Raw genomic sequence first — 14,437 nt, forward strand, 5'->3', positions numbered from 1 at the left:
TTCAGTTCGGTAGGGTTATGCATGAAATCATTTCGATTTCCAGTATTTACGTAAATCCAGCGTATTTGGATATTCCGGATTAATTAATTCAATCGGTGTATCTGCCTTCATTTCCTTCTTCGTCTCCGCTACAAATCGCGAAACACCGCTGGTTGTGTTCTCCATAATAGGGACTTCCTGTCGGGAAGAAGGCGTATGCCCAAAACCCTGGAACAGGCTGATCTTCCTCGATTCTGCCTCAAAACTATTTACGGGATAGGTATCAAAGCTGCGTCCACCCGGGTGCGAAACGAAATAGGTACATCCTCCCAATATACGGTTATTCCAGGTATCGACAATATCAAAAACCAGGGGCGCATCCGCCCCGATGGTAGGGTGTAACGCAGAGGGTGGATTCCAGGCTTTATAACGAATTCCGGAAACATATTCCCCTTTAATCCCGGAACTGCGGAGTGGCACCCTGCATCCATTGCATACCAAAATATGCCTTCCTTCCACAAAACCGCTGATTTTTACCTGCAGACGCTCCAATGAAGAATCCACGAAACGGGCTGTTCCCGAATTGGACAATTCTTCTCCCAGTACGTGCCAGGGCTCTATTCCAAGCCGCAAATCCAATTGAATATTATCCACCTTGATCCCACCGTAATGTGGGAAACGGAATTCGAAAAACGGGTCAAACCAGGAAATATCGAAATGGTACCCCGAATCTTTCAGATCGTTCACCACATCTACCATGTCCAGATAGGCGAAATGCGGCAGCAGGAAACGGTCATGCAACTCGGTTCCCCAGCGGATCAGCTTATGCTTGTAGGGTTCTTTCCAGAATTTGGCAATCAAAGCGCGGACCAGCAGAGTCTGCACCAGGTTCATGTGCTTATGCGGCGGCATGTCGAAGGCACGGAATTCGAGTATCCCCAGCCTCCCCGTCGAAGAATCTGGCGAATACAGCTTGTCCATGCAAAATTCGGAACGATGCGTATTACCGGTTATATCGACCAATAAATTCCTGAAGATCCTGTCCACCATCCAGAATGGAACTTCTTTATCCTCCGGGATCTGGTCAAATGCGATTTCTACTTCGTATAATCTTTCGTCCCTGCCTTCATCGATCCTGGGCGCCTGGCTGGTGGGACCAATAAATGGCCCTGCAAACAAATAACTAAGCGCGGGGTGATGCTGCCAGTAGGTAAGCAGGCTTCTCAGCAAGTCGGGACGTCTCAGTATAGGACTGTCAGCAGGCTTTGAACCGCCAATCGTAACATGGTTACCTCCGCCGGTTCCGGTATGGCGGCCATCAACCATGAATTTATCAGTACCCAGTCGCGAGAAAAATGCCTCTTCATACAATGCGCTGATATTGTCGACCAGTTCCTGCCAGGTCTTGGAAGGATGGATATTTACCTCAATCACGCCTGGGTCGGGCGTAACGATCAGCTTCTGCACCCGATAGTCCGAAGGAGCAGGGTAACCTTCTATCCTGACCGGCATTTTCAATTTTTCAGCCGTGGCCTCAATGGAAGCCATTAAGTCGAGGTAATGTTCCAGATAATCCGTCGGGGGCAGGAAAATGTAGATGATGCCGTCCCTCTCCTCCACGCAAATGGCTGTCTTGATAATGGGAACATCAAATAACAGTGCCTTATCCTCCTCTTCCTGTTTTTTTGCTTTTTTACCTTCTTCCTCTTCTTCTACCGGCTGCACATTAAATGGTAGTTCATAGGGTGGTGCAACAGATCCGTAACGCGATTGAACGATGGGCTTGTAATCGGCCAATACTGGCAAATCTTCAAACGGGCTTCTGTCGACAGGCTGCTCGCGCCGCTCTTTGGAGACCTCCGGGAGGGATTTCAGAGGAAGCCGGTAACCAATCGCCGAATTACCCGGAATCAGAAAACAGTTATTCCGCCGGAACTGCCAGGCCGTACTTGCCCAATGTTTTCCCGCTTCGTCCCATTTTACCGGCAAAATAAAACCCGCCGGATTGTTCAGGCCTTTCTCCAGCAATTTTGCCAGCGTTCTTCTCTCAATAGAATCTTTCAGATCCACCTTTAACGGATCTACGTTAACCGGGATCTTGCCTTCCTCCAAAGCCCAATAAATCGGGTCCTCGTAAGCAGGGGTGATGTTATTGGTATCTATGCCCAGAAATTTGGTCAGTTCTGTCGTAAAAAGCTCCGCCTCCCGAAAGGTGTATTTGGTTTGCCCTTCTTTGGTAATCAAATCGTCATTGCGCCACATCGGTAAGCCGTCGTTTCTCCAGTACAACGCATATTGCCAGCGCGGAAAAGGCTCACCGGGATACCATTTGCCCTGACCAAAGTGTAAAAGACCGCCATGCGCAAAACGCTTTTTCAATCTCAGGGAAAGATCATATGCCAACTGCCTTTTCAAAGGCCCGTCGGCAGCTGTGTTCCATTCCGGGGATTCAAAATCATCAATAGAAATGAAAGTAGGCTCGCCGCCCATGGTCAACCGGACGTCATTTTCCTGCAAATCCTTTTCCACATCATTCCCCACCTGCATGACAGCAGCCCATTGTTCCTCGGTATAAGGTTTTGTGACGCGGGGATCTTCGTGTATACGATAAACCTTGTTATCAAATTCAAATGTAACCTCGCATATATCGGTAGCACCCGAGACCGGCGCTGCGCTTGCATAATCCGGTGTACAGCACAGAGGAATATGTCCTTCACTTGCAAAAAGCCCGGATGTGGCGTCCAACCCGATCCATCCTGCTCCCGGAATGTAGGCTTCTGCCCAGGCATGCAAATCGGTAAAATCTTCCTCGGGACCAGACGGCCCGTCTAATGATTTGATATCAGACGTAAGCTGAACGAGATATCCCGAAACAAAGCGTGCCGCGATACCGAGGTGCCTCAACACCTGCACAAACATCCAGGCAGAATCCCGGCAGGAACCGCTTTTGATCGTCAGGGTCTCTTCGCAAGTTTGCACACCTGCTTCCATCCGAATATTATAGCCTATGGAATTAAAGATCCGCTGGTTTAAATGCACCAGAAAATCAACGATCTTAATGCCGTCAGCCGGTTTATTGTCAGCAATCCATTGCATCAATTTCGGACCCGATTCCCTCGCTTCGAGATAGGGGCCCAGTTCCTTTTTCAGACCTTCTTCGTAAGCAAACGGAAACTTCTCCGCATAGTCTTCCACAAAAAAGTCAAAGGGGTTGATAACCTGCAATTTGGCGATCACTTCCACTTCAATGCTCAGTTCAGTAGCCTTTTCGGGAAAAACAACCCTTGCCTGGTAATTACCGAAAGGATCCTGCTGCCAGTTGATAAAATGGTTTTCAGGTGAAATCTTTAAAGAATATCCTTCAATCGCAGTCCTGGAATGTGGCGCGGGCCGGAGGCGAAAAATATGCGGTGAAAGTGAAACACTCCGATCGAACTTATATTTTGTTTTATGCGAAATAGCAACTTTTATAGCCATAATAGGAGTATAACAATAAACTAGGATAGTTTGGTGAAAAAGGAAAATCTAAATCTAAAAAAAAGGATATTACTTGGTTTTCAAAATATAAACCGGCAATAAAAAAGTTATGCAAAATATTGTTTTTTTTCATTGGCTATTTGAGAATTCTGTTAGGCACCAGGTGCACGTAAAATCCCGTATCGTCCGTAACATACCGGTTTGCCAATTCATTCCAAAAGAAAAATCTGTAAATGAGCCAACCAGGCTGATTATTCTATAAAAGTTACGTAATTCGCCTAAATCCTTGATAATTCTTTCAGAATGAAAATTGCAATCATCGGCTGCGGCAATATGGGAATGGCTTTCGCTCGGGCATTCCTGAAATTTGACCTTGTAAAAAAAGAAGACTTCTTACTAGTAGAAAAAAGTACCGACCGCATGGAAACCCTCACCAGTTTTCAGCCCGGCGTGTTGACCGGTGTCATCGGGCCGCAGATCGGTGAATATGACCTGATCATCCTTTCCGTGAAACCACAGGATTTTATATCCGTTGCCGAAGCATTGAAAGCGGTTGTGCAACCTGGCCAGGTTGTGCTATCGATCATGGCCGGCATTACCATTCAGATCATACAGAATGCCCTCAATCATCAAGCGGTAATCCGCGCGATGCCCAATACGCCGGCCATGCTGGGTATGGGAATTACCGCTTACTCTGCTTCGCCCGAAGTGGATATCAACCAGCTAAGGAAAATTGAAAACCTGATCAATGCTACCGGGAGGTCGGTTTTTTTGGAAGATGAAGATCAGTTAAATGCAGTAACTGCGTTGAGCGGGAGCGGTCCTGCTTATTTCTTCTATGTCGTGAAAGCGATGATTGAAGCGGGCAAACAAATGGGCTTTGAAGAATCTGTTGCGGCTTTATTGGTTAAGCAGACCATGCTGGGCTCCTATCATTTGATTAATACTGCCGACAAATCATTGGACGACCTCATTAAGGCGGTGGCTTCAAAAGGCGGGACTACCGAGGCGGCATTGAGGGAATTTGAGGCCGGGCAATTGGACGAAACTTTGAAAGGAGGAATTATCGCGGCTCAGATAAGATCCACGGAATTGTCCAAAGGATAGCTAATTCACGATTATTTCGTCGATAAAAACCCAGGCCTTCTCTCCTTTTCCCGGATGCCAGGGCGGTAACTTTGCCAAAGGTTTTGCAATCAGTTTGATACAGCTCAATTCCTGAGGCGCAAAGTTTGCTTCAAAAGCGAGATCGTCCACATTAGGCGTTTCCTTCACCGGCATTTCCGGGGAGATCACCTTCAAAAGCTTGATTGTTTTTTCATCGCCTCCTCCCCAAACCTCGATACGAGTTGGAGGAAAAATATACCCTCCGACATTTCGCAGCATGCTCAAAGTCACGCTGCTGGCTTTGACAGGTTTTTTGAAATAAACAAAGGACTGAAAATCACCATCCCGATAACCCAGCCAGTTGCCGCTTCCGGATTCCCTCGCACTTTTAATGCCGTCCGCCAAAGTACCGCCGCCCTTCGCCCGGTACTTGACATCAGGCTGGGTTAAAAGACGCACGCTGTCGACGTGGTAAGTGGATTTGAAGAAAAACTTATCCACCGTTTTGCTTCCATACCAGCCGTTTTTGAAAGCTTTGGCCGTTATTTTCGTGTTTTTGGTAATTAAAAAAGGCTTCGAATAGACCGGCGAATGCAAGCTGTCCAGCTCTGAACCGTCCAGCGTATAACGGATCACAGTTCCCGGAATCTGGTGCTTCATCCTGACCGGCGTGCTGCCCAAAAGGATCTGTTCTTCGTTTTCAATAATCGGCGGGTTCAGTGCAAGTATCACGGTATCGCTCCGGTAACCCGCTTCAAAGCTTATGTTCTTAACCTTTTTGAGTTGCGCCAGCTCATCGGCAGATAGGCCTGTGCTCCATACGTACACCTTTTTCAGGCCTGGCATAGTTTCCAGTTCTTTCACCTGGGCCATTTTTACGGCTGTGCCGCTCAATGACAATTCCCGCAGTTTGGACAGTTTCTTCAGTTCCGCCAGGGTATTTCCCTGGACGTCCGTGAAATTGAGCAGCAATTTTCTTAGCTCGGCGAATTGGGAAATGGTTTTCAGATCTTCATCCTTAACCGGCATTTTGCTCAGGTCCATGGAAACCAGCTGTCCTTTCAATGGCAACAGATCATTGATATCGCTGCTTTTGAACGCCGCTTTATTGTAAAAATTCACAAAAAGTGCTGGTGATTCGGCTGAGTAAGGCCTAATAAGCCGATAAGTGGTATTGAGTTGCTTCACTTGTTCCGGATCAGCCGCGCTGAAATCGTACTTTTCCTCGGTGCGATCACCTCCCAGAATGTTTTGTGCGTAGGAGTAAACCGGATTTTGGGGAGAAAGCGTGTTAACTTCCTGGTCAAAGCTGGCTCCAGCTTTGACCCATTCGGCCAGCAAAACCACTTCCTCGTCCGTCAGCTGGGCTTTTCCACGCGGAGGCATATGCTTTTTGTCATCCAGCGGCAAATGAATGCGGCGTAGCATCAACCCCAAATCGGCCTGGGTAGTGTCCCATAATATGCCATTCTTTCCACCTTTCGACAATAACGCCTGCGTTTGCATTTGCAGGTTGCCTTTTGATTTCTCGGCATTATGGCAGGAATAACATTTCTGTTCTAGCACCGGCTCAACCAGATCCGCGTAGACCTTTGCTTCTTCAAATGATACCTTACGATCCGCTGCCTGAGGCTCAGCCAACGGAGAAATCAAAAAATCCTCGCCATGTGTCAGATTGCCCCCAAGGTGTCCACCAATCAAAAGTAAAAGGCCGGAAGCCACTGCAATCAATTTCGCAGGCAGCGTCCATGGCTGAATGTATTTTATAAAGCTGTACCAGATGATACTGGTCAATGAAACTGCAATACCCAGCCACTTATGCCAGAAAAGCGTCCCCGATTCGTAACCCGCTTCCTTTGAAAGAATAAATCCCGAGAAAGCGGCGATAACAGCTGTAAATGTTCCAATGAGCAACAGCGTATCCGCCAGGTCGCCGTTCCAACGGGTTGAATCTGGTTTTTCGATAATAATGGTCCAGAACGAATAAAGGAGCAAAACCACCAGCGGAAAGTGCAACACCAGCGGGTGCATTCGCCCGACAGCCTGCATCCAGTGCGGGACGACCAGCCGGTTTTCGAAAAGCAGCAGGAATACCAGTAAACCATTTAAAAAGAAGGCCAGATTGTAAATCAGCCTTTTCCAATCGAAGGGGAAATCTGACGAGGGTTTGGTTTTTGACTTCATTAAGCGATAATTCCTTTCACCAGCTTTCCGGCCACGTCAGTCAAACGATAGCGGCGGCCCTGATGTTTATAAACTAATTTTTCGTGATCCAGGCCAAGCTGGTTAAGTATTGTCGCATGAAAATCGTGCACATGCACAGGGTCTTTCACGATGTTATATCCAAAATCGTCCGTCTCACCATACACTATCCCGGGCTTGATCCCACCGCCCGCCATCCAGACCGTGAATGCGCGCGGATGGTGGTCGCGGCCGTAATTGTCTTTGGTGAGTGTTCCCTGGCAGTAATTGGTACGTCCAAATTCCCCGCCCCAGATCACCAGCGTCTCGTCCAATAAGCCTCTTTGTTTCAAATCGGTAACCAACGCAGCCGACGACTGGTCCACATCCAGGCATTGGCCTTTGATCTCATTGGGTAACCCACCATGACTATCCCACCCCTGATGATAAAGCTGGATAAAACGCACGCCCTGCTCCGAAAGCTTTCTTGCCAAAAGACAATTGGCAGCATAAGTACCGGGGACCAGGCATTCGGGGCCGTACATTTTCACAATGGACTCGGGCTCCTTGCTCATGTCCGTAATTTCGGGAACAGCCGTTTGCATCCGGAACGCCATTTCATATTGCTGCACTTTGGCGGTGATTTCAGGATCTCCGAATTCACTGTATGTGCTGTGATTCAGTTCCGAAAGTTTATCCAACATTTTCCGGCGTTCCGGACGGTCCATCCCTTCCGGGTCATTGAGATATAACACCGGATTTTCACCGCTGCTAAACTGTACGCCCTGATGTACGGAATCCAAAAACCCATTGGTCCATAATTTGGAATAAACCCCCTGACCATTGCCCTTTCCTCTTGAAAGCAGCACGCAAAAGCCGGGGAGATTCTGGTTTTCGCTTCCTAACCCGTAGCTCAGCCACGCGCCCATACTTGGACGATTCCCCACCTGCGCGCCCGTTTGAAAGAAAGTGAGCGCGGGGTCGTGGTTAATCGCTTCTGTATTAAGGGATTTGATAAAACAAAGATCATCGGCAATGCCGGCAATATGCGGGAGTGTCTCGCTGATCCAGGCACCGGATTTTCCATGCTGCTTGAAATTGAAGATCGATCCTGCGAGCGGGAACTTGGCCTGATTGGCCGTCATGCCAGTCAGCCTTTGCCCTCCCCGGATAGATTCAGGCAAATCTTCCCCGTGCATTTTGTTGAGCATGGGTTTGTAATCAAACAAATCCAGCTGCGATGGCGCACCGTTTTGAAAAAGGTATATTACCCGTTTCGCTTTGGGCGCAAAATGCGGTAATCCGGCAACGATATCGTCCATCGCGTTCTCTCCGCCTCCTTTAAATATGTCGGGTATCAATAACGATCCCAATGCAGCGCTACCTAAACCCAGACTCAGCCTGGATAAAAAATGCCTGCGGGTGGTATTCATTCCGTAATCAAAAACCGGTTTTTCCATGGGAAAACTTTGAAATGTCAGCGACTGGCTGCTAGCTTATTATAAAATATCTTTCTGTGAAAGTGTCTTTATCATATTTCAACATCATGGATTCAAAGACGCAAAATCTATTGGCTATTAGTTAACAGCCAATAGTTTAGCTTTTTACAATTGTTTCCTCCATGTTATACAGTGTACTGATGATCCGCATCAATGCCGCCGCCTGGTCTTCGGGCACTTTTTCCTCATGCGGATGCTCTCCTATGTTCAGTACTTTATGTGCTTCTTTTTTATTTTTCGAGAGAATACCCACTTCGTCATTGTAATAGTCGACGAGCAGTTTCAATTCCTTATCCGTCGGCTTCCGGCACACAATGCGCTGGAAAGACTCTGTAATTTTATCCCCTACGTCCGTCGGTTTCAATGTCAGACGTTCAGCAAGAACGCGGGATGCTTCGAGTACGGTCGGATCGTTGAGCATGACTAATGCCTGCAGCGGTGTATTGGTTTTGGAACGTTTTACCTCGCAGTGGTCACGGTTACTTGCGTCGAAGATGATCATAGAGGGCGGTGGCACCGTGAGCTTGATAAATGTATACATTCCTCGCCGGTAGAGCGCCTCTCCCCTGTCCTGGCGGTATTTGGCAAGCTGGCCCCGGCCGGAAGTCGCGGCTTCCCAAAGGCCTTTGGGCTGGTAAGGCTTCACACTTGGCCCCCCAATTTTCGTAACCAGCAACCCGCTGCTCGATAAAACCAGATCCCTCACGAATTCAGCCGAAAGCCGATACCTCGGGCCGCGTGACAGATAAACATTATCAGGATCTGCCTTCAGTTTGTCATCGGTGATTTTGGCAGACTGGCGGTAAGTAGCGGATGTAACGATCTGTTTTACCAAACGTTTGATGTTCCAGCCGTTATCCATGAAGTCAACCGCAAGCCAGTCCAATAGAGCCGGGTTTGTTGGCAATTCTCCTTGCATACCAAAGTCCCCGGTACTCTTTACAATACCCCTCCCGAAGAATTCCTGCCATACCTGGTTCACAAAAACCCTTGCTGTGAGCGGATTTCGCTTGTCCACGGTCCATTTGGCAAGTCCCAAGCGATTCTTGGGAAGCTTGGTCGTATCGAATTTCATGACCGCGGGAAGCGCAGATGCGGTAACGACCCTCCCGGGGGCATCGTAAACGCCCCGGTTCAAGATATGTGTCGGGCGCAAAGTATCCAGGTCACCGAGGACAGAAACCATCAGACGGCTGGTATCCGGCCTGTTGATGAATTTCAGCAAGGTTTTGGCTTCTTCATCATTAATCGTCATGATCGGGTTCTTGGCAGGTTTCGATTGTGACACATCTCCCTCGTAGCCTACCTCTCTGGAGTTGTTGAAGAAGGCGAAAAGCCGGTAATAATCTTCCTGCGAAACCGGGTCGTACTTGTGATCGTGGCATTGGGCGCACTCCACAGAAAGGCCCAATATGCCCATCCCATAAGTCTTTGTCTTATCAATATTGTACTCAATGCGGTATTCTTCCGGGATCACGCCGCCTTCTTCGGTGTATTTATGATTTCGAAAAAACGCGGTCGCCAGGATTTGCTCTTTACTTGCGTCGGGCAGCATATCCCCGGCAATCTGCCAGGTCAGAAACTGATCGTAGGGAAGGTTTTTGTTAAAAGCGTTGATCAGCCAATCCCGCCACGGCCACTGGGTCCGGATCTCGTCGTCCTGATAACCATACGAATCGGCATACCGGGCGACATCAAGCCAGTAAACAGCCATTTTTTCGCCGTAAGCCTTCTGATTCAGCAGCTCGTCGACAATCTTTTCATATGCTTTATCGCTCCGATCGGCCTCAAATTTGTTCTGCATTTCAATTGATGGCGGCAGGCCGGTGAGATCGAGGGATACCCTTTTCAGCAAATGACTCTTGTCGGCTTCTTCATTAGGAGCCAACCCTTGTACATCCATTTTGGCCAGCACAAAATAATCGATCTCGTTTTTAGGCCAATCCTCTTTTTCAATTTCAGGTAACGCTGGCTTTGCCGGCGCGATAAACGCCCAGTGTTTTTCATACTTCCCTCCCTGTTCGATCCACTTTTTGATGGTGGAAATTTCATTTTCATTCAAAAGACCTAAATGAGATTCAGGAGTGGGCATTTGGTATTCCGGATCGACGGAGGTAATTCTTTTGTATAACTCTGACTTTGCGGGATCGCCTGGAAAAATCGCTACGCCTTTTCCATCTTTCAGTTTCGCATAGGCGCTTTCAGCCATATCCAGACGGAGGCCTGCCTCGCGCTTTTTTGCATCGGGTCCGTGACACGCAAAACACTTATCGGAGAGAATGGGCCTTACATTGAAATTGTAGCTGATTGTCTCATTGGAAGAATTTCGCTTCGACGCACTATTCTTCTGGAAACAAGACACCACCATGATCGCCATGACGAACAAAATGCCTGCTGAAACGAGAAGCTGTTTTCTCATTTTGAAATAACTTCGGTTACTTATATTTTTCCTCACAATTATTATAACAAATTAACGCAGCAATAATTTGGTTCAGCCTTCCTATTTTTGAAATACTAAATAAAAACGAGATCACGCCAGATCTTACAAATCGTTTAATTACGGTCATTAAAGCATGAAAAAAGGTCGTTTCTATCCATCGGCTAACTAATTTAATATTTACCTTTTTAATTGCCTGAATATGAGCACATCGTCAGATAAACTAGCGACACTGGACATGGTATTGGACGGATTGATGCGTCGCTACAAAGAAAGGGTACCGGATGTAGGCATTATCCTGAACGCTATGGTCCGCGAAGGGATCGTCCAAAGCGCAAGCGACATTGAAAATGACCATATCGCATTCCGGACGATGGGAGTGCCGCAACTGGGCGTTAAGTCTTTTGAGAAAATATTTCAGTATTACGGCTATGAAAAGCGTGACCATTATTTTTTTGAAGGTAAAAAGCTGGATGCCTGGTGGTACAGTCCCCCGAGGGAAACAGATCCAAGGATATTTGTGAGCGAATTGAGAGTGGGAGATCTTTCAGAGGAGAGCCAGCAAATTATTCGGAGTTATACCAATGAAGTAACCAGTGATCCGGTCGATTCCCTTGACCTGGACAATGGTCTGGAAGTAGATGCTTTCCTGCACCGTCCGCTTTGGCGCACGCCCTCTGCTCCCGATTATCAGGCGCTTTTAACTGAAAGCGAATACGCCGCCTGGGTGATTTATAACAGATATTACCTTAATCACTTTACAATCAGCGTGCATAACCTGCCGGATGGTTACAATTCTGTCGCAACTTTCAATGCATTTTTGGAAAAAAATGGAATTAAGCTGAATACTTCCGGAGGCAAAATAAAGATCAGCCCGGATGGCGGCTTATTGCAAAGTGCGACCGTCGCAGAAATGATCCATGCCGAGTTCGCCGACGGAGCACATCTTACAATTTCGGGTTCCTATGTTGAGTTTGCAGAAAGAAGGATACTACCGGAATTTCAAGACCTGCCTCTGAACGAAATTAAAAGAAAACATCGTCGCGACGGTTTTGAGGCTGGTAATGCGGATAAGATTTTTGAGAGCACTTACACGACGCAGACTTTGAAGTGATTCAGGGAATTAACTCTGACTGATCAAACAACATGTCCGGATCAAAATCGAGGGGAGCGTCGATCAGCTCTCCATTGTAATCCTCCATTTTTGTGATGTTATCCCAATAAATGGTTTTGCCGTCTGTTTTAGCATTAACAAAAGTTTCTGGTTGCAATATTTTGTAAAACAGACTTTCCTTCTTGCCAAAATACTCCCTCAAAAATCCCCCAAAATTTATCGCTCTTACTTTGTCATCGCTCCAAAGAGCTTTGATCGTAAAAGGGTCGACTGATAATATTTCTTTGATTCTGGGATTCATTGCAATGGTCTTATTTTTCTTAGTTGCCCATTGTCGCTTTGAGCTTCTCTATAATTCAGAAATAACTCCTCACGATATATCTCCACCCAAGCCTGGATCAAACGTATTTGCTTTCTTGGCAAATCTCCAATGATCATATTTCCGGTTTCTATGGAAAACTGAGCTTCCAGATCTCCATAGAAAGCATGAAAATGGGGTGGCAAATGATCTTTGAAATACATATAGATCGTAATTCCAAAAACGTGAAATTTCCGGCATTGGTTTATGTGATACGTGTGTGAGTACAATGTATAAATATCCAGATTAATCATTCATTCACCAAAAAGTAAACAATCCGGCAGGCGTTCCCAATGCTCTTTTCATTTTTGCCTGGATCAATAGTCAAATGCAATTGATGTTTTCCGGAGCTTAATTCGTCTCCGAGCATCAGGTACCAGGGCAGATGCAGTTGGTTGCTCCATTGGGTGAATAAGTCGAGCTTTTGCGGTTTTTTGCCGTCGATTGTACAGGTTAATATTCCCGCGTCCGGTCCTGAAATGATTGCAATCCCCACGCCACGGCCTTTAAATTCCAGGTCAAAAGAGGCTCCCGCTTTTTCTCCGACGAGCATTGGAACATTTACGAAACCATCCCGCGTAGAAACTTTGTCCGCAGGTTTCCAATCATTTACCAATGTAAAGTCTTTCAGGTTTTTAGCTTCTCCAAGCGCATGATAGCTGGCCTTTTCGTAAGAAAACTTATCGATTGGAGCGGGAAGCCTTATTTCCTTCGTCGGCTCCGACTCCTTTTTCAGCAGCTCCTTGATCGTCTGAAAATAAACCTCCTGACCATATGGAGAAGGATGCAAGTCTTTAAAATCATATTTCCAATTGAATTCACCCGCTTTGATCCTGTCATAAACTTCCCTGGCGAGATTAATGTATGCAGCTCCGTAATATTTCGCAATCCTTTGGTGTACGGCCACCTCAACAGGCTCTTTACCATGATCGTAATCGGTATTTTTATGCGGCTCCGCGAAGGCCATCAAAACGACATTTGCATTGGGATTTTTGAGATACATCTGTCTAACAATACCTTCCAGACCGCGTATCTGGGCTTTTTCACTAAATCCATTTCCACGGTCATTAACTGCAGCTTCTACAAAAAGCAGATCGGGCGTGCCTTTTTGCAATACATCACGGCTAAACCTGAATGCATGAGGCGTACTTCCTAATGAAGGGATACCTGCTGCAATGAACGTAAATTCCGTATCCGGAAAATGCTCCTGGAGGTACTGTGTCGTCTTATTGCGCCAGCCGGTATTATGAGTGATTGATCCTCCCAAAAATGCAACCGTACCTTTTTTGGTAGTTCTGAATTTCTCAAAGGCATTACCCAATCCTCTATTGGCTTCTATGTAAGGCTCGTGCGACAATGGCTTCGATACCGGTACGCTGTTAGACATGATAAAATCGGCGAGTATTTCCGGATGTTCGATCGGGAAATGGTGCCCTTCCAATGTTTGCTCTCCGCGTGTCATCGGGTAAACGCTGATCGGGCCCCCGAGCTGCAAATAGTTTTTTACCAATAAATCACTGTTTTCGGCATTTGGCGCATATTTGTCCTGCAAGCCTATCACATGCAGGATCGGGACTTTGAAAGACGCCAAACCGGCAAGATCATTTAAAGGAATATCCTTGAATTGGAGTGCTTCTTCCTCTGAAAGCTTGAATAGATCTTTCCAGGCCTGCCAATCCTTTTCCGATCCCAAACCTTTTCCTTTCGCTCCAGGCCAGCTCTTAGGATCACAAACCGGCGCTTCGGCATAAATGCAGCTTACCTTATCCGGGTTTCTCTTGGCCCACCCATACACATACAATCCCCCACGGCTTACCCCTTCCAATGCCACTTTGGGGGCAAATTGCTTTTGCTTGACCAGGTAATCATAAAAATCGTCCCAAACCTGCATGGCCCTGGGATGCGCGAACATATCATTGGTATTGACATAAACAATATGGAAGCCTCTGCTAAGCAGGATACTGTCCATTTCTGTGTGCCATGTGGGGAAATGTGCCCGCCAGACCCACGGGTTGCCGGCTATGGCCTGATGGGGTTTTACGTACCATGCGTCGCGGTTCTCAAATTTGAATTCTACTTTATCAAAACCTTTCCAGGAAGACGTTTTTTCTTCAATCTGGGCGAAAGCAGCGACATTTGTAACGTAAAGGAGGATGGCGGTAAAGCCTTTAAAAAGTATCTTTTTCATAGTTTTTAAAGGAGCAAAACCTTTGAATTTACCGATAGTTACCTGCCCGGTGGTATGATATTTGAACGTTTAAGGATTAAACAATCTAATACAGACT

At 46.8% G+C, this 14,437-nt stretch carries 9 protein-coding genes; 2 read left to right on the forward strand and 7 right to left on the reverse strand.

The features are described from left to right. Positions 1 to 27: 27 nt before the first annotated feature. Positions 28 to 3,456, reverse strand: coding sequence for a transglutaminase family protein (locus AC1XUF_RS18845; protein WP_483343370.1), 3,429 nt, complete (start codon positions 3,454 to 3,456; stop codon positions 28 to 30). Positions 3,457 to 3,759: 303 nt separating this feature from the next. Here AC1XUF_RS18845 and proC point away from each other — a divergent pair, with 303 nt between their 5' ends. Beyond that, entirely contained in the window at positions 3,760 to 4,563 is an 804-nt protein-coding gene (gene proC, locus AC1XUF_RS18850) for a pyrroline-5-carboxylate reductase (protein ID WP_483343371.1), read from the forward strand. On the opposite strand, the gene AC1XUF_RS18855 is transcribed toward proC, so the two are convergent. From AC1XUF_RS18855 to AC1XUF_RS18865, 3 genes are all read right to left on the reverse strand, one after another. Beyond that, the gene (locus tag AC1XUF_RS18855) at positions 4,564 to 6,747 is read right to left on the reverse strand and encodes a chitobiase/beta-hexosaminidase C-terminal domain-containing protein (protein ID WP_483343372.1); all 2,184 of its coding nucleotides are present in this window, start codon (positions 6,745 to 6,747) and stop codon (positions 4,564 to 4,566) included. It abuts the gene before it with no gap. Continuing rightward, positions 6,747 to 8,204: a DUF1501 domain-containing protein gene (locus AC1XUF_RS18860; protein WP_483343373.1), complete on the reverse strand. Its 1,458-nt coding sequence runs from the start codon at positions 8,202 to 8,204 to the stop codon at positions 6,747 to 6,749. Before AC1XUF_RS18860 ends, AC1XUF_RS18855 begins: the two co-directional genes overlap by 1 nt. Positions 8,205 to 8,340: 136 nt before the next feature. After that, positions 8,341 to 10,662, reverse strand: a complete 2,322-nt coding sequence (locus AC1XUF_RS18865; RefSeq protein WP_483343374.1) for a PSD1 and planctomycete cytochrome C domain-containing protein — start codon at positions 10,660 to 10,662, stop codon at positions 8,341 to 8,343. A 220-nt stretch (positions 10,663 to 10,882) separates the two neighbouring features. Here AC1XUF_RS18865 and AC1XUF_RS18870 point away from each other — a divergent pair, with 220 nt between their 5' ends. Further along, positions 10,883 to 11,794, forward strand: coding sequence for a 2-oxoadipate dioxygenase/decarboxylase family protein (locus tag AC1XUF_RS18870; protein WP_483343375.1), 912 nt, complete (start codon positions 10,883 to 10,885; stop codon positions 11,792 to 11,794). A 1-nt stretch (position 11,795) separates the two neighbouring features. Here the strand turns inward: AC1XUF_RS18870 and AC1XUF_RS18875 are convergent, their stop codons facing one another. The 3 genes from AC1XUF_RS18875 to AC1XUF_RS18885 are packed head-to-tail and all read right to left on the reverse strand — an operon-like array spanning position 11,796 to position 14,340. Next, entirely contained in the window at positions 11,796 to 12,095 is a 300-nt protein-coding gene (locus AC1XUF_RS18875) for a hypothetical protein (RefSeq protein ID WP_483343376.1), read from the reverse strand. After that, complete coding sequence (locus tag AC1XUF_RS18880) at positions 12,092 to 12,406, reverse strand: DUF4160 domain-containing protein (protein ID WP_483343377.1); 315 nt, start codon at positions 12,404 to 12,406, stop codon at positions 12,092 to 12,094. Before AC1XUF_RS18880 ends, AC1XUF_RS18875 begins: the two co-directional genes overlap by 4 nt. After that, a complete protein-coding gene (locus AC1XUF_RS18885) occupies positions 12,403 to 14,340 on the reverse strand; it encodes an SGNH/GDSL hydrolase family protein (RefSeq protein WP_483343378.1) in 1,938 nt (645 codons plus the stop codon). Before AC1XUF_RS18885 ends, AC1XUF_RS18880 begins: the two co-directional genes overlap by 4 nt. Positions 14,341 to 14,437: the final 97 nt, after the last annotated feature.

The sequence above is a fragment of the Dyadobacter sp. HNCC25DJ185 genome, from assembly GCF_056895195.1.

Excerpts from the sequence above, each read along its gene's own strand:
- AC1XUF_RS18880 (WP_483343377.1), bottom strand. The coding sequence starts at position 12,406 with ATGATTAATCTGGATATTTATACATTGTACTCACACACGTATCACATA.
- AC1XUF_RS18865 (WP_483343374.1), bottom strand. The coding sequence starts at position 10,662 with ATGAGAAAACAGCTTCTCGTTTCAGCAGGCATTTTGTTCGTCATGGCG.
- AC1XUF_RS18855 (WP_483343372.1), bottom strand. The coding sequence starts at position 6,747 with ATGAAGTCAAAAACCAAACCCTCGTCAGATTTCCCCTTCGATTGGAAA.
- AC1XUF_RS18860 (WP_483343373.1), bottom strand. The coding sequence starts at position 8,204 with ATGGAAAAACCGGTTTTTGATTACGGAATGAATACCACCCGCAGGCAT.
- AC1XUF_RS18875 (WP_483343376.1), bottom strand. The coding sequence starts at position 12,095 with ATGAATCCCAGAATCAAAGAAATATTATCAGTCGACCCTTTTACGATC.
- AC1XUF_RS18845 (WP_483343370.1), bottom strand. The coding sequence starts at position 3,456 with ATGGCTATAAAAGTTGCTATTTCGCATAAAACAAAATATAAGTTCGAT.
- AC1XUF_RS18870 (WP_483343375.1), top strand. The coding sequence starts at position 10,883 with ATGAGCACATCGTCAGATAAACTAGCGACACTGGACATGGTATTGGAC.
- proC (WP_483343371.1), top strand. The coding sequence starts at position 3,760 with ATGAAAATTGCAATCATCGGCTGCGGCAATATGGGAATGGCTTTCGCT.
- AC1XUF_RS18885 (WP_483343378.1), bottom strand. The coding sequence starts at position 14,340 with ATGAAAAAGATACTTTTTAAAGGCTTTACCGCCATCCTCCTTTACGTT.